This is a genomic window from Candidatus Neomarinimicrobiota bacterium (assembly GCA_036476315.1).
Classification (GTDB): Bacteria; Fidelibacterota; Marinisomatia; order Marinisomatales; family S15-B10; genus JAZGBI01.
Window position 1 is genome coordinate 1 of record JAZGBI010000058.1, and the last position, 19,836, is coordinate 19,836.

The 19,836-nt window shown below is 50.3% G+C and carries 19 protein-coding genes; 15 read left to right on the plus strand and 4 right to left on the minus strand.

Features of this window, described 5'->3' with window-relative positions; translation table 11 throughout:
• Positions 1 to 204 precede the first annotated feature (204 nt).
• A complete protein-coding gene (locus tag V3U24_05450; protein ID MEE9166889.1) occupies positions 205 to 510 on the minus strand; it encodes a DUF3098 domain-containing protein in 306 nt (101 codons plus the stop codon).
• A gap of 67 nt (positions 511 to 577) precedes the next feature.
• Here V3U24_05450 and mltG point away from each other — a divergent pair, with 67 nt between their 5' ends.
• The 7 genes from mltG (at position 578) to V3U24_05485 (ending at position 9,248) form a co-directional block, all read left to right on the plus strand.
• Positions 578 to 1,645: an endolytic transglycosylase MltG gene (gene mltG / locus V3U24_05455; GenBank protein ID MEE9166890.1), complete on the plus strand. Its 1,068-nt coding sequence runs from the start codon at positions 578 to 580 to the stop codon at positions 1,643 to 1,645.
• Complete coding sequence (locus V3U24_05460) at positions 1,642 to 3,810, plus strand: UvrD-helicase domain-containing protein (protein ID MEE9166891.1); 2,169 nt, start codon at positions 1,642 to 1,644, stop codon at positions 3,808 to 3,810. Before mltG ends, V3U24_05460 begins: the two co-directional genes overlap by 4 nt.
• Positions 3,811 to 3,892: 82 nt before the next feature.
• Complete coding sequence (locus V3U24_05465; GenBank protein ID MEE9166892.1) at positions 3,893 to 4,333, plus strand: transcriptional repressor; 441 nt, start codon at positions 3,893 to 3,895, stop codon at positions 4,331 to 4,333.
• 93 nt (positions 4,334 to 4,426) lie between these two features.
• Entirely contained in the window at positions 4,427 to 6,412 is a 1,986-nt protein-coding gene (gene feoB / locus V3U24_05470; GenBank protein MEE9166893.1) for a ferrous iron transport protein B, read from the plus strand.
• A gap of 243 nt (positions 6,413 to 6,655) precedes the next feature.
• A complete protein-coding gene (locus tag V3U24_05475) occupies positions 6,656 to 7,330 on the plus strand; it encodes a metal-dependent transcriptional regulator (GenBank protein MEE9166894.1) in 675 nt (224 codons plus the stop codon).
• Between the two features lie 154 nt (positions 7,331 to 7,484).
• A complete protein-coding gene (locus tag V3U24_05480) occupies positions 7,485 to 8,360 on the plus strand; it encodes a lytic murein transglycosylase (protein ID MEE9166895.1) in 876 nt (291 codons plus the stop codon).
• A 48-nt stretch (positions 8,361 to 8,408) separates the two neighbouring features.
• On the plus strand, positions 8,409 to 9,248 hold the full coding sequence (locus tag V3U24_05485) for a pirin family protein (protein ID MEE9166896.1): 840 nt from the start codon (positions 8,409 to 8,411) through the stop codon (positions 9,246 to 9,248).
• Positions 9,249 to 9,625: 377 nt separating this feature from the next.
• On the opposite strand, the gene V3U24_05490 is transcribed toward V3U24_05485, so the two are convergent.
• From V3U24_05490 to V3U24_05500, 3 genes are all read right to left on the minus strand, one after another.
• Complete coding sequence (locus tag V3U24_05490) at positions 9,626 to 11,065, minus strand: RtcB family protein (protein ID MEE9166897.1); 1,440 nt, start codon at positions 11,063 to 11,065, stop codon at positions 9,626 to 9,628.
• 2 nt (positions 11,066 to 11,067) lie between these two features.
• Positions 11,068 to 11,505, minus strand: coding sequence for an archease (locus tag V3U24_05495; GenBank protein ID MEE9166898.1), 438 nt, complete (start codon positions 11,503 to 11,505; stop codon positions 11,068 to 11,070).
• 106 nt (positions 11,506 to 11,611) lie between these two features.
• Entirely contained in the window at positions 11,612 to 12,547 is a 936-nt protein-coding gene (locus tag V3U24_05500) for a class I SAM-dependent methyltransferase (GenBank protein ID MEE9166899.1), read from the minus strand.
• Positions 12,548 to 12,803: 256 nt separating this feature from the next.
• On the opposite strand from V3U24_05500, the gene V3U24_05505 reads away from it, so the two are divergent.
• The 8 genes from V3U24_05505 to V3U24_05540 all read left to right on the plus strand — a co-directional run bounded on the left by V3U24_05505 (position 12,804) and on the right by V3U24_05540 (position 19,765).
• Positions 12,804 to 13,382: a hypothetical protein gene (locus V3U24_05505; GenBank protein MEE9166900.1), complete on the plus strand. Its 579-nt coding sequence runs from the start codon at positions 12,804 to 12,806 to the stop codon at positions 13,380 to 13,382.
• Positions 13,383 to 13,406: 24 nt separating this feature from the next.
• The gene (locus V3U24_05510; protein MEE9166901.1) at positions 13,407 to 15,173 is read left to right on the plus strand and encodes a hypothetical protein; all 1,767 of its coding nucleotides are present in this window, start codon (positions 13,407 to 13,409) and stop codon (positions 15,171 to 15,173) included.
• A gap of 131 nt (positions 15,174 to 15,304) precedes the next feature.
• Complete coding sequence (locus tag V3U24_05515) at positions 15,305 to 16,126, plus strand: C40 family peptidase (protein ID MEE9166902.1); 822 nt, start codon at positions 15,305 to 15,307, stop codon at positions 16,124 to 16,126.
• Positions 16,123 to 16,683: an HNH endonuclease gene (locus V3U24_05520; protein MEE9166903.1), complete on the plus strand. Its 561-nt coding sequence runs from the start codon at positions 16,123 to 16,125 to the stop codon at positions 16,681 to 16,683. The genes V3U24_05515 and V3U24_05520 overlap by 4 nt, the downstream gene beginning before the upstream one ends.
• Entirely contained in the window at positions 16,680 to 17,660 is a 981-nt protein-coding gene (trpS, locus tag V3U24_05525) for a tryptophan--tRNA ligase (GenBank protein ID MEE9166904.1), read from the plus strand. The genes V3U24_05520 and trpS overlap by 4 nt, the downstream gene beginning before the upstream one ends.
• Complete coding sequence (locus V3U24_05530; GenBank protein MEE9166905.1) at positions 17,657 to 18,424, plus strand: segregation/condensation protein A; 768 nt, start codon at positions 17,657 to 17,659, stop codon at positions 18,422 to 18,424. The genes trpS and V3U24_05530 overlap by 4 nt, the downstream gene beginning before the upstream one ends.
• On the plus strand, positions 18,424 to 19,041 hold the full coding sequence (scpB, locus tag V3U24_05535; protein ID MEE9166906.1) for an SMC-Scp complex subunit ScpB: 618 nt from the start codon (positions 18,424 to 18,426) through the stop codon (positions 19,039 to 19,041). Before V3U24_05530 ends, scpB begins: the two co-directional genes overlap by 1 nt.
• Entirely contained in the window at positions 19,028 to 19,765 is a 738-nt protein-coding gene (locus V3U24_05540) for a pseudouridine synthase (protein ID MEE9166907.1), read from the plus strand. Before scpB ends, V3U24_05540 begins: the two co-directional genes overlap by 14 nt.
• Positions 19,766 to 19,836 lie beyond the last annotated feature (71 nt).

A 19,836-nucleotide genomic window follows, 5' to 3' on the forward strand; every position in this document is an offset into this window, starting at 1 on the left:
GCAAGTATCAAGGATCAAGTAACAAGGATCAAGTAACAAGGATCAAGGATCAAGTAACAAGAATCAAGGAACCAGTTAACCAGTCAACACTCACCACTTACCAATTCTCCTCCTCCGCAGGAGACCCTGCGGGTCAAAGGAGTTCCTACGGAACAGTTCTCCATTCTCAATAGTCAATTGTCAATAATCAATATTCAATTCCCATCACGTATCACTTGTTTCCCGCTCTCGCGATGGGAGGGCCGACTTGTCCCTGTAGATCAAAGCAGCAGGTATAACGATGACGTACCCGAGAAAGAGCAAGATGGGGGCAATCGTCAGGGCCTGAACACTGTTTACCTTGCCCGTGGCCATAACTACGTATCCCGTGATAATCATCAAAAGCCCGATTCCAAATACGAGATAATTCTTTTTTGTGAAAGTCCATCTTTCGAACAATTTTGGCGTGGATGAGGCTGCTTTTTTCGACATGACCGACGAGAATATACGATCTGGCCCAAGAGATTTCAAAGCCAATTCCCGACGGAAAATCCGTTGGTAGAGCTTTACAAAACCCCTAAATTCGGACCCCCCAATTATGGTAAGAATACTCGATTCGAATCTCAGCCACGTTGCCGGATCCCTTCTTTCCCTCGCGATCTTTGCCGGGATCGCATTCTATGGGCTTGTCGTCTACTGGCCGCAGCCCGGTCAGAATGAGCCCAAAAAGATTGAAGTCCCCAGCGGATCATCGCTTGAGGAAATCGCGGAATTGCTCCACGACAATAGTATCGTCGACGTCACAAAACCCTTTGTACTTGCGGCCCAACTCATGGGCTATGAGAAGTCCATTCGCGCAGGTGTCTTCTTGCTGAGAGACGTCACATCAAATATCAGGATTATTCATCAACTGGTGAGAAGTGAGCCGGTAGTCCACCGCATCACGGTTCCCGAAGGACTGCGAAACGAACAGATAGCCGGAATTTTTCAGGAAAAACTTGGTTTGGACTCTACTGAATTCTTGACTTTGTGCAGCGATGAACAGTTTATTCATTCTCTGGGGCTGGATGTCCCTTCACTGGAAGGATTTCTCACTCCCGAGACCTATCTCTTTCACGAGCGGGAAAGTGCCGAGACCATTATTGGAACCATGGTTGAGCAATACCGAAGACTGTTTGACGAAATCTTAAGGGAGCGATCAGCCGAGTTGGGGTTGACCGCCCTGGAAGCGATTTCTCTAGCCTCCATTATTGAGGGAGAAGCCATTTTTGATTCCGAGCGTTCTCTCATCAGCGCGGTGTATCACAACCGGCTGAAGAAGAGAATGAAATTGCAGGCTGATCCCACTATTCAATACATTATCAAAGACGGTCCGCGGCGCCTGTTGAAAAGGGACCTACTGATTGAATCTCCCTATAACACTTACCTGAACCCAGGCCTTCCTTCAGGTCCCATCAACAATCCGGGAAAGGAGTCAATACTAGCCGCACTCAATCCCGCTGATGTTGATTATCTTTACTTCGTGGCAACCGGCGAGGGCTATCACACTTTCACGAAGACGGAAGAGGAGCACAGACATGCCAAACGAAAACTGCGGGCACTTCGCCGAAAAGTGAGACTTGAGGGCAAGGAGGGAACATCGGAAAAAGTAGGGGGAAGCCGTTGAGTCAGCTGGAGCTGAACGAGGTTCAAAAGCAGGCAGTTGAATCGATGGGAAAGCCCATCCTGATTTTCGCCGGCGCCGGGACGGGAAAAACGCGGGTTCTGACCAACAAGGTAGCCTACCTTATTCAAACTGCCGGCTACAAGCCTGAGAACATCCTGGCAGTTACATTTACCAACAAGGCGGCCGAGGAGATGAGACATCGTGTGGAGGAATTGGTTGGTCTTGCCTCGGGAAAGGTAAACATGGGGACATTTCATTCCATGTGCGCCCGGATGCTCAGGAAAGAGGTGGCACCGTTTGGATTCGGTCCTGACTTTGCGATCTATGACGTGGACGACCAGGTGAATCTCATTAAATCAATTTTCAGTCAGCTCAAGATTCAGACAGATGGAATCACCCCCAGAGCGGTGCAGGCGCAGATTAGCCTCACAAAGAACCGGATGGAAGACCCCGCTAGCAAAGAAGACCGAAGCTCTTCACCCATGGATCAGGCAGTGGCACAAGTATTCCCGGTCTATCAGCAAATGTTAAAAGAAAACAACGCTCTCGATTTTGATGATCTTCTGCTCCTGCCATTGAAGCTCCTCGAGTCGGACCCCAAAGTGCTCGAGCGATACCGGAAGCAGTTTCGGTACGTTCTTGTGGATGAATACCAGGATACAAATCGCCCACAGTTTCTCTTGATTGAGAAACTGACGAAGGATCATGGACAGGTTTGTGTTGTGGGTGACGACGACCAATCCATTTACGGATGGCGAGGCGCTGACATCAGCAATATTCTTGAATTTGAATCTTCGTTTCCAGATTGCGAGGTATTCAGACTGGAACAGAATTACCGCTCCACGCAGATGATACTTTCCGTTGCCTCGGCTGTGGTGAATCACAATCAATACCGGGCTGAGAAGGGCTTATGGACGAACAACGGGAAAGGTGAGAAAGTGGGGCTTCTGGCTACCTTTGACGAGGGAGAGGAGGCAGACGGAATACTGGAGCTCATTGGGAAGGAGATTCTTCAGAATAAGCGGACTTTCCGTGACTTCGTTATTCTCTACCGTACCAACGCCCAGAGTCGAGCCCTGGAGGAAGCCCTTAGACGGCGTGGTATTTCCTATACCATTGTAGGGGGTCTCAAGTTCTATGAGCGAAAGGAGGTGAAAGATCTCCTCGCGTATCTGCGAGTCATTCTGAATCCTCTTGATACTGTCAGTCTGAAACGCGTCATAAACTTTCCTCCACGGGGCATTGGAGCCAAAACGGTGGAAAAATGTGAAGCTTTCGCCCGTGAGAAGGGCATTCCTCTCTTTGATGCATTGGAGGCACCCGACGCTCTCGGTCTGAAAGGAAAACAGGCTGCTGGGCTCGTGGAGTTCTATCAAATCATAAAGAAATATAGTGGTCTCAGAGAATCCCTGAGTGCCTCTGAACTGGTGAGTGTAATTGTGGATGAATTAGGATTGATAACTTTCTATAAGGAACAAGCGACTCAGGAGGCCGCGGAACGACTTGACAATATTCAGGAATTGGTCAATAGTATTGACGATTTCTGTCAGCGAAACACGGGAACAGGAATCCGCGAATTCCTTGAAGAGGTTTCACTTCTGACTGATATCGATAACTGGGAAGATACGGCCAATTGCGTTACCCTGATGACCCTCCATAGCGCAAAAGGACTGGAATTCCCCGTTGTTTTTATAGCTGGATTGGAGGAAGGACTCTTTCCCATTTCCAGGAGCATGGAAGATCCCCGGCAGATGGAAGAGGAGAGGCGCCTTTTCTATGTGGGACTGACAAGGGCCATGGAGAGAGCATATCTTCTTTACGCCACCAACCGCCGGCGGTACACCGGGGTCTCCGGTTTTGGTATGGCATCCCGTTTTCTACAGGAAATTCCAGTGAATCTTCTGGATCAGATCACTTTTCAATCAGCTGTCACAAAACGATACGTAAAAGACAAGAAAACGGACAGCTATAGTCTGAAACACGTGCGAACAGTAACTTCTTTTTATGACCTCAAGCGGGGAGACAAAGTGGAGCATAAGATTTTCGGCAAAGGGATGGTTATATCTGTGGATGGGTCGGGTGAGGCCCAGAAAATATCTGTGATGTTCCGCGGAAATTTTCGGAAGAAGCTCATTGCCAAATACGCCAACCTCAAGAAACTCTAGCCCGCATTTCTCACTGAATTCCGTTGTAACGCCTCCTTACACTGTGTAAATTATACTGAGATTCAGTCTCAACAGACCCGAGATGACGACTCAAGATCTGGAAGAATTCAAATCGGCACTGAGAGAGGAAAAACTCAGGTTCACTCCGCAGCGATACGAGGTGTTCAAGGAAGTTTGTGCCTCTAAAGAACACCGCGAAGCGGATGAGATCTTCGCAGCCCTCCGAAATAGAGACGTGCACGTCTCTCGAGCGACAGTCTACAGAACCATGGACATCTTGTTGAAACATGATTTCGTTCAACGCATGAACATCGGAGATGGACGATGGCGGTACGAACACTGGCTCGATTGCTCCCATCACGACCATCTCATTTGCGTGAAATGCGGGAGAATTGTGGAATTCTTAAGTTCTGAGATTGAAGAACTTCAAGAAAAGATTTGCAGTGAGTTCAACTACGAACTGCTTCGTCACGTCCATCAGCTATTCGGTGTATGCGAAGAGTGCATAGCAAACGAGCGGTGAACCCCAGATCCTTCAGCCACGGCCGCTGAGATCTTGTGAATCCTCGGGAATTACGAGACCGTCGTACCCAAATCTGAACTGGCGAGAACGCAGGTGAGACATCACTACAACTCGACCCTACCCGGTAATCAGGAAAAGATTATCCTCGTGGGAAATCCGAACGTCGGTAAGAGTGTCATCTTCAACTACTTGACGGGAAGATATGTTAACGTCTCCAATTATCCCGGGACAACGGTGGAAATTGCGTCGGGAAGACTCCTCGGCAGGAAAAACGTAACGGTTCTTGACACTCCGGGAGTGAACAACTTGATTCCTACATCCGAGGATGAGGTGGTGACCCGCAATATCCTTTTTGAAAACCCGAATGCGAAGATTTTTCAGGTAGGCGATAGCAGGAATCTGAACAGAGTAATTCTCCTTTCCCTCCAACTCAAAGAGATGGGATTCCCCTTTGTGCTATGTCTGAACATGTCCGACGAATCAACAGATCGCGGCATCACTATTGATTCACAGGCCCTTTCGGATATGCTGGGGGTTCCGGTCGTGCAAACCGTCGCCATTCGGCGAGTCGGATTGAACAAGCTCGTTCCCGCCCTGGACGCCGTTCAGGGAAATCATTTTCCAGGAATCGAGTATCCCCCCGCGATCGCCGAGGGAGCAAACTCGATATCCTCAATTTTCGAGGACAAGTATCCCTTCAAAACCAGTCTGAGCATGATGATTCTGGCATCCGACCTGACTGTGAAGGAGTGGGTCCAAGATGGAGTTTTGCGAGATGAAATTCCTGATCTGAACCAACACGTGAGAGAGACTCAGACCCGATTTCAAATACCGGTGAGAGAAATTATCACTACCGTGAGAATGAAAGCGGCAAAAGACATTGCTCAGAGGGTTGAAACAAAGGAGGAATCGAGACTGCCCTCCCTTCTGACCACTCTGGGTAATTGGAGTCACCATCGATTCGGGGGATTGGTGATTGGCGCCATCATCCTTTTCTTCATGTATGAATTCGTGGGTGTATTCGGGGCCAGGACATTGGTTGATATCCTTGAACAGACCGTGTTCGGAGCCTGGCTGATTCCCTTCTTCACCAAGATCGTGAATATTCTCATTCCTTTACAACTTGTGCGAGATCTTCTAGTGGGCCAGTACGGGATGTTGAGTATGGCCCTGTCATATTCTGTGGCTATTGTATTGCCCATTGTGGGGACATTCTTTATTGCCTTTGGTGTTCTTGAGGATTCTGGTTATCTCCCACGGCTGGCAGTCATGATGAATCGATTCTTCAAGATGATGGGGTTGAACGGTAAGGCAATCCTTCCCATGGTTCTGGGTCTAGGATGTGATACGATGGCCACAATGACGACCCGCATTCTCGACACGAAGAAAGAACGGGTTATCATAACGCTCCTCTTGGCCCTGGGGGTCCCCTGTTCCGCCCAGCTCGGCGTGATTCTTGGTATGCTAGCCGCCCTGTCTCCCGCGATGACTTTTGTCTGGGCTGGTTTCGTAGTTATGGTATTATTCGTCGTAGGATTTCTGTCGTCGCGGATTATCAGCGGCCAGTCATCGGATTTTATCCTGGAGTTACCCCCCATGAGAATGCCAAAATTTTCAAATATCGTCGTAAAAACCCTGGCACGCATCGAATGGTACCTCCGGGAAGCTGTCCCGCTATTCTTCATCGGAACGTTTGTCCTGTTCGTTCTGGACAGGATCAAACTGCTCAGCGTGATTGAGAGTGCCGTCTCTCCCGTGGTCGTTGGATTTCTGGGACTCCCGTCAAAAGCGACCGAGGCGTTTCTCGTGGGATTCTTGAGGAGGGATTACGGTGCTGCCGGTCTGTACGATTTGTTTAGACCTCATATGGCGACGGGAGCCATTGGGATGGAAGTCCAGATCCAGATCGTGGTGGCCATGATCGCTATCACCCTTTTCATGCCATGTATCGCGAATTTCTTCATGATCATCAAAGAGCGAGGACTCAAAACGGCCATTGGGATGTCCGCATTCATTCTGCCTTTTTCTGTGGTGGTCTCCGGACTGATCAACCACATTCTCCGAATTACCTTGTTGTAGATGACGCGTATGGCGATCCACACAAGTAGTGAAGGCAAGAAAACTTCCGCGGGAAAGGTAGAACTCCTGTGACAGACTGCCCCCTCTGCAGCTACAGATTTGACGAGGCGTCGGAGAATTGCCGTTCCGGGTGTCCGGCAAGCGTGGGCTGTCCTCTGGTCAAATGTCCCAACTGCAACTACGAATTTGTCGTTGAGTCAAGAACCGTAAATTTCGTCAAGAAAATCTTTGGAAGAAAAGAGAGTGAAAGTCGACCCAAGCCCAATCGATGAGATTCTAGAGGCAATTTGGGTAGCCCGGGAGGAGAACAGGGATACTATCGCCGACATCACACGCGTGTGCGGCCATCAATACCACGGGAAGGAGGTTAACGTGGAGGAGACACTGCCCCAGATGCAGACGCTGAACCTGGTGCTTCTCAACGGAGGAGCGGTAGAGCTTCAGTCCGAGGGAGAAAAGAGGGCAATGGGGATCATACGGCGTCATCGATTAGCCGAGCGACTATTCACTGACGTACTTCAAGTGTCAGAAAAAGGCATGGAAATGACTGCTTGCTACTTCGAGCATATCTTGGACTCGGAGGTCATGGACAGCGTGTGTGCCTTTCTCGGGCATCCTCCACTGTGTCCCCATGGGAAGCCCATTCCTGCGGGGGAATGCTGCGGGGCGTACGAAAGGAATTGGGTAAAGCCTCTCGTGGTCTGCCTTGCCGACCTGGAGTTAGGCAAGGAGGGGGAAATCGTCTTTATTACCCCTTCGTTCCACAAACGTTTTGATCGCCTTACGGCTCTTGGGGTCATAGCCGGAAACCGTGTTAAAGTCCACCAGAAGAAACCGTCGTTTGTTGTTCGCATGGGTGAAACAGAGGTGGCCATTGACAAGACCATTGCTCAGGAGATCTTTGTGAAAGCGACCTGAGCGGTCGCTTGCTGTCCTCGTACCACCAATTCGCCTGCAATAGAATATGACAAAAGAGTACAGTGGCGGAAGCGTCGCAGGCAGGTATTAACGCTGCTATGGCAACGGTTTTTCCCAGAATCCTTTGGATCCAGAATACCAACCCTGAACGAGAATGAAAAGGCTCTCAACTTTCTGGTGGATTATCCCTTTTTTCGTTTCCCTTGGCGGAGTTCAAGATTCAGAATATCATATCTGGTCTGATCCACTTGAACACGAGTTTGTCAGCCTGATTTCCCGAAATGATCTTGGGCGCCAGATCTACCAAGAGATCGTTTCCCGGCTTCGAGAGAACAATGTTCCAGCGGAATTCGTCTACCACACATTTTCTCACCCTGAGATCAGGATCGAGAGAGAAGTGATTAATCGGCTTCTTCACCCTGTTGAGAATCTGCCTCTCGATCAATATCGAAATCTCTACGTCACAGATGAGAGAATCACGATGGGTGTGGAATTCTACCAGAAACGGAAAGATCTCATAGGGGCTGTGGCGGATAGTTTTGGGGTTGATCCTTTTCTATTGCTCAGCATTGTAGGAATTGAATCAAAGTACGGCACAAACTCCCGCCAATTCCCGGTCTTCAACGCCCTTCACACCATTATCCACACATTCCCGAAGAAGGAGAAATGGGTGGAGGAGGAAATGATCGAGTATCTTGAATTCTGTTATGAAAATTTTGTTCCTCCTCATACCATCCACGGTTCCTATGCAGGAGCATTCGGTTACGGCCAGTTCATTTCTTCCAGCTTTAATCGTTTTTCGGTTGATTTCAACGGAGATGGAGTCCGACATCCTTTTGATTGGCCCGATGTCCTCGCAAGTATTGCCAACTATCTGGTTCGACATGGATATAAGAAAGGTAGTACTGATTTTTCAGAGAGCTCCCGGAACTGGAGGGCAATCCTCTCCTATAACCCCTCGGCAAGATATGCCTCAGCTGTGGTCGAGCTTCGAGGAAAGCTCATTTCAGCCCTCAATGAACAGCATTGATTTCGGGGTGATGGGATGCGCGATCTCAGTTTCATGGAGGAATGACTCATGATTCGACCGATTACGCAGATTGTACGGGGGATGCCCGCCACTGACGGTTCCGGTGTGAACCTCAGGCGTATTCTCGGAACAGAGGATATGGATTACCTGGACCCGTTTCTGCTCCTGGATGAATTCAAAAGTGATAATCCTGATGACTATATAGGGGGTTTTCCCGATCACCCTCACCGTGGCTTTGAGACGGTTACCTATCTTATGCATGGGAAATTCAAACACAGGGACTCCAGGGGAAACGAGGGAGTCTTAACGCCGGGGTCTGTTCAATGGATGACTGCCGGACGGGGTATCATTCACAGCGAAATGCCGGAGATGAGCGACGGTCTCTTATGGGGATTCCAGCTGTGGGTAAATCTGCCCAAAGAGATGAAAATGATTGAGCCTCACTACCAGAATATCCCGGCAGACAGAATTCCAGAAGTCAACGCTGATGGCTCCAGGATCAGGATCATTTCCGGCGAATATGGGGACATCAACGGACCCGCAAAGACCCGGATTCCGGTGGTCTATTTCGATGTCCATCTGGTTGAGATGTCCACATTCGCCCATCCGTTGCCATCCGAAATGAGCGGTTTTTGCTATCTCTATGAGGGTAAGGCGGAGTTCGGTCCACAAGGTGATACGCGAATGGGAAGAGAGGGTCAGATGATGGTGTTGGGTGATGGGGAATCCGTGCGAATCAGATCTGGCAAGAAGACGGCAAGATTCCTTTTCCTCGCGGCACGACCCCTCAATGAGCCAATTGCGAGAGGAGGTCCCTTTGTCATGAATACCGAAAGTGAGGTTCGCCAGGCATTTCTCGACTACGGGAACGGTACTTTCGATAAGTGACAGTATGCATGCAAAATCTTGTAGCTATTGGCCAATCTGAGTGCTTCCTGGGAAGTTAGTTCCGCCCCTCGAACTCCCCCGCACTCTCATTGTGGGGTTATCTAGATGGTAGCTACTTGTTCTTTTTGTCTAGATACAAAAAGAACCAAAAAGATCACCGCTGAAAAATCGTCCCGCCCGTGTTGGCAGGAGTTTAATTGATTCCCACGTGCGCAGGCAGCCTCGCCCAAATTATTTTCCAGCCACAGGCCTTTTGGCACTCTTCTGCCTGAGAAGAGTGCGAAAGAATCCACGGTTTAGACAATCCCACGACGAGAACGAGGTGGACAATCGCGACAAGGTATCACATGCTAGCTAAGTGACACTCGGGGTCTCGGCTATCCCTTGATCACGCCAATGGGTTTGAGTCTTGCCACCTTCAGGGTGATTCCCGCGCCATCCATGACGTCTACGACGTCGGAAACATCTTTATAGGCGTGGGGCATCTCCTCGGCAATGGTTCGTTTCCCCCGGGCCATAATCTCCACCCCTCTCGACCGGAGTTCCTCTATCATGTTCATCGACCGGCTGATTTTGCTCGACTTGGTCCGGCTCATCATGCGCCCCGCACCATGGCACGAGGAACCGAACGTGTCTGTCATGGCTTTGTCCGTACCCACACAGAGATACGAATAGCGTCCCATGTCACCAGGGACGAGAACAGGCTGGCCAATAGGTTTGTATTGCTCTGGTAGTTCAGGGTTATTGGGTCCAAAAGAACGAGTGGCACCTTTCCGGTGGACGCAGACGGTGACAGTGTCTCCGTCGACCTTGTGTTTCTCGAACTTCGCGATGTTATGGCAGATATCGTAAATAAGACGCATTCTCAATTCTTCGGGTGATATGGAGAGAGTTTTCATGAATGCCTGTTCGGCTATGTGTTTGATGACCTGGCGGTTGCAGAACGCGAAGTTTGCTGCCGCCCTCATTGCGCCCAGATAGGAGCGTCCTTCCGGCGACTTGATAGGGGCACACGCCAACTGCCTGTCGGGGAGGTTAACTCCGTACCGTTCCACGGCCCGCTGGGTTGTTTTCAGATGGTCGTCACAGACCTGATACCCCAGACCCCGAGAGCCGGTATGAATGATCGTCACAATTTGATTCTTCTCCAATCCGAATACGGATGCCACATCGTTATTGAATATCTCTTCCACATGGTCTATCTCGAGGAAATGGTTTCCTGAACCCAGAGTTCCGATCTGTTTGCTTCCCCGCTGTTTTGCACGATCGCTTACCTGCGACGGGTCGGCTCCTTCCAGACAACCCCTTTCCTCGATATAGTCAATATCTTCGCGCGTGCCGTATCCCATCTGGACCACCCTGCTTGCTCCTTCCGCAATAAGTCTGTCCAATTCGCGATGACTCAGATTGGGAATCGCTCCGTGAGACCCCACGCCGGCAGGAACGTCCCGGAAGAGCTGGGCCAGAAGAGGTCGGATCCGGTCTTTTACATCCTCGAGCATGAGATTGGTGCTGAGGAGCCTCACACCGCAATTGATGTCGTAGCCTACGCCGCCCGGAGAGATGACTCCGTCCTCGGAGTCCATGGCCGCTACCCCCCCTATGGGGAATCCGTAACCCCAATGGATGTCAGGCATGGCCAGAGAATACTTCACAATTCCCGGCAGGTGGGCAACATTTCGGACCTGGTCCACGCAGGGATCGTTTTCAATGGTCCTCATGAGTTTTTTGCTGGCGTAGATACGTCCGGGCACGCGCATGTTTCCTCTCTTCGGCACTTCCCAGAGATGTTCGTTTATCTGTCTGAGTTGCCCCATGGTCATACGTCAAAAATTATTCGAGCATACCATTTTTTCCCCGGGTGAAAAGATACCTCAAACTGATGATACGTGATTCCTTTGATCTCCGTGTGCAGATCATGGCGGTCGGGGTCGAAAACTTCCCCCCAGGCCTCGCCCGTGAGGTTATCACCGTCTGAAAGTTCCAGCCTAAACCTGGAAAAAACCATCTCCTCCCCGTAAAAACGGTGCAACAATTCCTCCAGCCAACTGCGCATTATCTGTTCCCTGTCCTCACTTGAGAAGGTAATTTGGATGTGATCTTCCGCTTTGACCTTTGATACGTCCGTGATGATGTCAAAGAGAGCTCCTGCTGCCCTCTCAAGAAGAGTGGGGAAATCGTCTGCGTGAACTTCGATTCCAATGTCGGCCGTGTGATCAATGAGAGAATAACCTTTTTGAGAGACTCTACTTACCATCAAATCAATTTAGGCTTGGGACCGTTGATTATCAACATTCCAGGGGGAGATTCTCACGGGACACTGGCACTGTACTTTGTACTTTTTAATGAAGCAATGGAGCCACCTATCGCATCTTAACGAACAGAACTTCAATGGTGGAGACGACCAGATTATCGAAAGCATCGGTCTTGCTCCTGAAGCAGGAGGGATGTTTGATGATCACGTCGACGTGTGAGGTGTCGGGGATTTCACGGTACAGTACCTTCTTCACTCTGTGTGCGTAGGCTTCCCATAATTCTCGATAGTCGTTCAGTGACCATCTGTTGAGTTCATCGACATGAATGTTCGTCAAACTCTTCCTCGTGCAGAACTCATCGAGTACTTCCAGCGGAAAGAGAAAATGGCAGTATGGCACGGTGATTGACCTATAAGCATGCAGACCCATAGGCGACATATAAAGGGGTCCAAACGCGAGATAAACGAAGCCGCCCTTTCTCACGACCCGTATCGCTTCACGCAAGACCGCTTCAGGGTCTGAAAAGTGCTCGAAGGACTCGTACGAGAAAATGCAGTCAAAGCTCTCATCCTCGAACCCTAGTTGTTCCGCGTCCATCTTCAGAAGCGATACCCCTCGCCTCAATGCTCTCTTGTCAAATCCCTCTGATCGGTGATCTATCGCTGTTGTCACTTTCCCTGAACGCTGAAGAGCATGACTCACCATGCCGTCCCAGCATCCCAGTTCCAGGAAATGTCGAATGGTACCCCGTCTTTCTGTCATCTTCGAGAGAAGAGTGAGGATTTCAGCTGACCGTTCGCGTCCTCTTCTTTCGAGATCGACCGGTCTGTAGCCATATTCAGGCGGAAAAGGGTACCGTCGCTGCAAGAACTCGAGATGATCCGGTTCGAGCCAAGGGGGAGTATCGCTCGACCTTTCAAATACCTGTCTTGCTTTCTTCATCTTTGCTTTGGAGTAAAGGACAACCGACTTGAAACGCAGGATTCTGAAGATGGGGAAGTTAATAGCGATTCTCTTGAGGAATGATCTGATTCGGAAGTTCATTCGGTTCCACCTACAGATTCAATCAGGGCAACTGATCCACAGAAATTCGTAGTTCGAAAAAGGTTTCGCAATTCTTTTCTTCATATTCTCATTGGCATGGTTCCTCTTGACATTTAGGAGACCAGACCGTTAATTCTCTCGTCGTGAATGCGGTCGTCAGGATTCCCCACTTGAGACTCCACCGATCCCTTAAGAGAGCTTAGCTGAACCGGAACTGGCGGCAGGAAAAGAGTGATAGACGAATACCGGAGAGATAGTGTCTGGACGCCTCGCTGAAACCTCTTCGCGACCACGCGCAACCTCGGGGCGTAGCTCAGGAACAACCTATCTCGCCAGAGCCGCCATGTTTACCGCCCTGGCAGTGGGAAGTGGCTTCGCCCTTCTTCTCGTACCCAACATTGAACTGATTACGTCAATTATTTTCGTCAGTGGTGTTTATCTGGGGCCCCGTGGGGGAATGATGGTGGGAATCGTGGCGGAGTTCATATTCAGTGCCGCGAATCCCCTGGGATCGGGTCTCGTCTTTCCACCCCTTTTGCTGGGCCAGATTGCCGGGATGGGCCTCGTGGGATTGATGGGCGGGCTTCTCAGAAAGTCCCTGCTAATGGGAGATCTCTCCCTGGGAAAGCGTCTATTCCTCGGAGCAGCCGGGGCACTGCTCACGCTTATCTACGATTCGATAACGACCCTCGCTTATCCTGTAGCTGCCGGTTTTGAGGGGAGGCAAACCGTGGCGATCTGGATGGCAGGGATAGGATTCACCGTCCTCCACCAGGTATCGAATGCCATCATCTTTTTCACAGCACTTCCACGAGTATTCTCACGAATTGACTGAGAGAACTCGCTCGCCAGTAGAATCTTGAGAAACTTAATAACGGCTCTCCTTTTCCTCCTGTCAACTTCCTTCGCCACTGACAGTACCAGCTCGCTTGACACTGCTTGGGAAACAGATGCGCTGAGCTTTCTCCCTTTCGAATGGAGTGGCCACTGGGGAATATATCATCACCACGGTTTCCCAGGCTGGGGAATGGATGCAACGGACGGATTGACTTTTTTCGATGGAACATTCATTCTCTGGCCTTTGAGATACGCTTTCCCTTCTTTGGACACGTCTGCAGAAAACCAGAATGAGCCGGGTGTCCACAGTGCCCTTATGTACCGAAGAGGGGACTACTTTCTGGACGAGTTCTCGTTTGACATCAATTCTCTTAGAGAAGAGGGTGGGTCGGTTCGATTTGAGGCGCTCAAGCGGAATTTCGAGGATCAGTACGGGCTGCTGGGCTTCCCGGGACTACCTGGCGGTACGATTCAGCAAAACTACCGGCTCCTGATGAAAATCCCGGGGGAATCCGATGAGGTATGGAACATCTCCTCAGCCTATTTCAAAACGACTGATGCTGTTCCCGTACCATCCGAATCGGGCTGGGAGAAGGGAGCAACCAGGCGTGACAGGATCATCGCAAGTGGCTTGGGTTATACCAGAAACGGCCAGCAACTCGAAGCCTCAGCCTTTTCTCAGCGGCTGAAACTTGAAAGCCTATCATCTGCCCCTGATTGGTCGGCAGATCTCATCGCGTACAAACTTCGCTACTTTTCTTCACACCCTGTGGGTGTCGACGCACAAAGATTTCTTCGGATCTCGGGAAAGTACTCCATTCTCAGTTCAGACAGTCTGGATAATCGATCTCGATTGGCAGTCGCCGCAGCGGCGGGTTTTTGGACACAGGTGCGGAAATACGAGTTTACGATGGCACTGGGAGGAGCCTTTGTTTCACCAGACCGGCGAGGACTTCTTTTCGACGGCAGGGTGGACTATTCTCTCACCAGTTCCGACACATTTTCGTTAACAGTAATTCATTGGCTACATGCTCTCCCGTTTCAGTACAGCGGAGGAGGCGTTCCCGAGTGGCCGGCGGACAAATACAACGTACTGCGATCGGACTCTTCGGCAATAAGTCAGAGCCGGACAGTGCTCCAGATAACCGCCCGTCACCGGTCTTCCCGTATGAAGACCAGAGTGGGACTATTTGGCTCACGGGCGGACCCTCACTACTATTTTGAAAAAAGAGAGTATATCGATTATCGCTCAATGTTTGCCTACCAGCTCGACCCGCAAAAGATGTCATCTGATGGAGTTGGTGGTGTCTTTTGGCAAACTCAGCTCAACTATTTCCGGAGTTGGTGGTTGCAAGGGAGCGGAGTAAGCTTGTTTGAGAACAAGCAGGGTTGGGGCAGCGGGGTTCAGCACGAAGGAAGCATAGGCCTCTTGTTTCGCGAGTCGCTTTTTGGTGAGAATCTGGACCTGCGTGTGAGGTTCTGGACGAATTTCTGGGTTGGACGGAATTCGTATGTGTGGGATCCTCTTTTGAAGCTTGGATACTATGATGACACTGTCGTTCCTTCCCAGGATAACGCGGCAGTGGCAAATGTCGAGTTCAAGGGGGTGATTTCAACTTTTGAGATTTCCTTTACCATGAGGAATCTCCTCTATGCGGGCCGGACGTTGATTCGGAGTTTCACGGGTGATTTTCTAACGGAGGATCAGCTCTCATTTTCTGCCACACCCCTGTTTCCCGCGGCGGGACGTCTGGCCTTCGTGACGATCCGTTGGCACTTCATGAACTAGGAAACACATCCACAGTCCGTAACGATCTCTGAGGTATCTCACCACTCCCCTTCGTCGAGAAAGCACGGCTTTTGACTTGACATGCTATAAGGGTCAAGATAAATTCAGCCGGTTTTGATGGTGCGGTCCAAGTGAAGAACAGCGAGAAATCCGGTCTGTTCGTGAATGTCTCCGTTGCGAGCATTCACGCCAAGGCTGAGTTTGCGTCCGAGGTGGTTACTCAGGCCCTGTTGGGTGAAGAACTGGAGGTTCTGGAAATCAATTCTGAGTGGCTCAAAATTCGCCAGTGGGACGGTTACGAGGGGTGGTTGAACCAGTTCTTTGGGGCCAGGGTAAGTGAGGAGTATCTGGCAGGAGTCAAATCGGATCAAGCCATGATTGTGGGAGACCTCTTCGGTGATGTATATGAGGAGGCCGACAGAACAATGCCTGTTGTGAGAGACCTGGTTTATGGTGACCGACTTGTCTCTCTCGAGGACAAGAACGGTTGGAGACAGGTTCTGCTGCCTGACGGAGAATCGGGTTGGACGGACAGCGGACCTCAGCGTGACTTTTCAGTACACTTGAGAGAAACTCTCGTGAAGGAAGCCCGCCGATTTCTTGGAATTCAGTACTTGTGGGGCGGCAAATCGCCAAAGGGATTTGACTGCTCCGGATTTGTACAGACTGTCATGAAGCAACGCATTCCGCTACCCCGGGACACCCATCTGCAGGTGGATCATCCCGGGCTTGAGGATATTGGGCCGGAAGAAGTTGAAAAGGGTGATCTCATATTTTTCGGCACGAACGGCCGGAGCGTAGATCACGTGGCTATCTCCCTGGGTGGTGATGAGTTCATACACTGTTCAGGTTTTGTCAAGATCGATACTTTGGATGTAGATTCTGCACGGAGTTCGGATCGGAGTAAGAGGAGAATCGTGGTCGTAAAGAGCATCGAAAGGTATTGTAATTGAGGAATTCCAGGCGATTCGGCAATGGGATTCTGAACAGGGAGGTGCTGGTCCTCAACCAGAATTACCAGCCACACCTCATCTGTACGGCAAAAAGGGCCATCTGTCTTATCTATCTGGGCAAGGTGGAGGTGATTGAGAACTACAGAGACTTTGTCCATTCACCCCGTATGAGACTCTCACTTCCCAGTGTCATCAAACTTCAGAAGTACATCAGAATGACGGGCAATGATATCGTTCTTTCCCGGAAAAACATCCTGAAGCGTGATCAGCATCAGTGTCAGTATTGTGGTCGCAGGAGCGTCCCCATGACCATCGACCATGTTATTCCGAAGGAGCGCGGGGGAAAGGATACCTGGGATAACCTTGTCTGCTGCTGTCACGTCTGTAACCGGAAGAAAGGGAACAGGAGTCCTGACGAGGCCAAGATAATCCTGCTGAGACGGCCTCGAAAGCCGAGCCGGATTCATTACATCAGGCAGTTTGTGAAAAAAGAGCAAACTTCCTGGAGGCCATATTTGTATATGGAAGCCCCTGACCAGATCGGAACGACGGTGTGAAAAAAGCTCGAGTTCTGAGCGGAATCCAGCCTTCTGGCCATCTTCATCTTGGCAACTATTTCGGCATGATGAAACGGATGATCGGTTACCAGCACACGAACGAGCTGTTTTGTTTTCTGGTCAACTACCATGCGCTTACGAGTACGACAGACGCCTCCCGTTTACGGAAGCACACTGTTGAAGCGGCAAGCGATTTCATCGCACTTGGACTCGACCCCGAGAAGGCCGTCTTCTGGGTTCAATCGGATGTGCCAGAAGTAACGGAGTTAACCTGGTTGTTGAGCAGCGTGACAAACGTTGGAATGCTTGAGCGGGCTCACTCATACAAGGACAAGATTGCAAAAGGGGTTACGCCCAATCACGGTCTTTTCAGCTATCCCGTGTTAATGGCGGCGGACATCCTGCTGTTTGGAGGCGAATTGGTTCCGGTGGGAAAAGATCAGAAGCAACATTTGGAGATGTCCCGTGACATCGCCATAAAATTCAACGCAACATACGGTGACACGTTTGTCGTTCCCGAGAGCAAGATTGAGAAGGATTGGGGAGTCATCCCCGGTATCGACGGACAGAAAATGTCCAAATCCTACCGAAATACCATCGACATCTTCTGCAACAAGGACGATCTTGCAGAAAAGGTCATGAGGATTGTCACCGACACCACTCCCATCGACGAACCCAAGGATCCTGGTACGAGTACTCTGTACAAGATCTATTCCCTCTTTCTGGACGGCCCCGGGAAGGAGAAGCTGACCCGGAGATTTGAGGGAAAGGGACTCAAGTATCAGCAGTTGAAGGTTGAGTTGATTGATGTCATTTGGGAATACTTTGCGTCTTATCGGGAAACAAGGACGGTACTCGCCGATGACCGTGCATACGTCCTAAAAGTGCTTAGAGAAGGGGCTGAAAAGGCTCGAGCTGTTGCGACTTCGTATCTTGAAAAGGCAAGAAAAAACGTGGGACTCCTCTACTGGGAATGAGGGGATACAGTATAGAGCTGGAGAGTTTTTCGGGACCTTTGGACCTTCTCCTGTTCTTCATACGGCGGGATGAGATTAACATTATGGACATTCCCATAGCCCGGATCACGGAAGAATATCTTTCCTATATTGAGACAGTTCAGGCTCTGGACATAGCCATCGCTGAGGAGTTCGTAATGATGGCGGCAACACTGATGAGGATCAAGGTCAGAATGCTGCTTCCCCAGTTCTCCCTGGAAGATGAAGAAGAGGAACCTGTGGATCCGAGAGCCGAACTCGCCCAGCGGCTGCTCGAATACCAGAGATACAGGGAGGCAGCGGTCACACTCACTGAGATGCTGGTGTCGGAAAATCGCAGGTTCCCACGACCCGTGACAACGGAGTACAGCGACCTGCCGGATGATCCTTCACTCTATCTTGAGGAGGTCTCTCTATTTGAACTGGCAACCATTTTCAAGAGATTGTTGGAGAGGATGCCCGCTCCTGTGACTTACGACTTGGAAAGAGATAAGATCAAGGTTAGGGACAAAATGGCGTTTCTCATGTCTCAGTTCGTATTGAAGAAGAGATACATGTTCTCAGAGTTGTTCTCGGATCCTTTCTCCAGAAAGGACCTCATCGCCACATTCATGGCGATCCTGGAACTCGTGAAAGAGGGTAAAGTGTGGGTCCTTCAGAAACATCACTTTGACGATTTCGTGTTGGAGATCGTTTCCCCCGGCGCGGAGGGGCAGAGAATGGCACCGCCCGTTGGAGAAGCCTGATGAAAAAGAATGCTTATGAGAGAGAGGAAATTAGAATCATCGAAGCTCTTCTGTTCTCCTCTCCCGACGTACTGACACAGGCGAAGATGGAGCTCTGTTTTGATGAGGATGCCCCACAGCTTGATCATGCGATTCTGGAGATTCAAAGTGAATATGAGCGTCAGGAACGTTCGTTTATCGTCGAAAAGGTAGCGGGTGGCTATCGGCTTGTCACGAGACCTGAATATGAGCCATGGGTCAAACGACTTCATACGCAGTTGTCAAGAACTTCGCTTTCCAGGGCCGCCCTGGAGGCCGTGGCTGTCATCGCGTACAAAGGACCGGCAAGCCGTGCTGAAATTGAGAGTATCCGGGGTGTTGACAGCACGAGTGTGATTAAGACGCTTCTTGAAAAAAAGCTAGTTGCAATCCGAGGACGGGCTGACAGTCCTGGCCGACCTCTCCTCTACGTGACAACCGATATTTTCCTCACTTCATTCGGTTTGGAATCGTTGTCTGACCTTCCAAAACTCCGGGAAATATCAGAGTTGGTTTCCAAGGATCCTGATAAGGAAGAGAGCCGCACAATCAAGATTTCAGGACTGCCGGAAAGCAAGCCCGGTAATGAGGTTGAATAAGTTTATCGCCGCGTCGGGCGTTGCCTCGCGAAGGAAGAGTGAGGAGATTGTGAAAGCAGGCCGGGTGGAAGTTAACGGTATTCCCGTCACTAATCCTTACCGCCTTCTGCGATCAGACGACGTTGTTTCTGTGGACAACAGGACGGTTTCCCCTCCCGGAGACAGTACGGTCATCGTTTTGAACAAACCCACAGGTGTCATAACGACAGTAAAGGATACACATGGAAGGCCCACGGTTATGAACCTGGTTGAGGCAGGGGAAAGGCTTTTTCCCGTAGGGCGGTTGGACAAGAATACGACTGGGACATTACTCTTAACAAACGACGGTGACCTTGCCCACCGGATAGTCCATCCGAGATTCCAGGTTGAGAAGGTTTACGTTGCCACCATCGACAGGCCCTGGGACGAAGCAGACACCCGTCGAATCGAGTCTGGAGTCGAAATGGGCGGTAGTGAGATTGGCATGGCGAAGGTACTATCGCGCGATACAATTTCCGGAGATGGCAAGAAGAGGGTTACGTCCCGGGTCAGGCTCTCCCTCTCCCATGGTAAGAAGCGTGAAGTGAGGAGGATTCTGAAGAGGTTAGGCTACCGTGTCATTGCTCTGCACAGGGAATCATTTGGAGGTATTGGTGTAGAGGGACTTGCCCCAGGTGAGTGGCGAAAATTGAAAGGGGATGAAATCGCTCAATTAACGGGGACAGTAAAGCATAAACGCCTGTAATACTGTTTGGCTTTTCGACGGGAGGCGTTTACATTACTCAGCTTTTTGAAAGATCCATCTGTGATTCATTT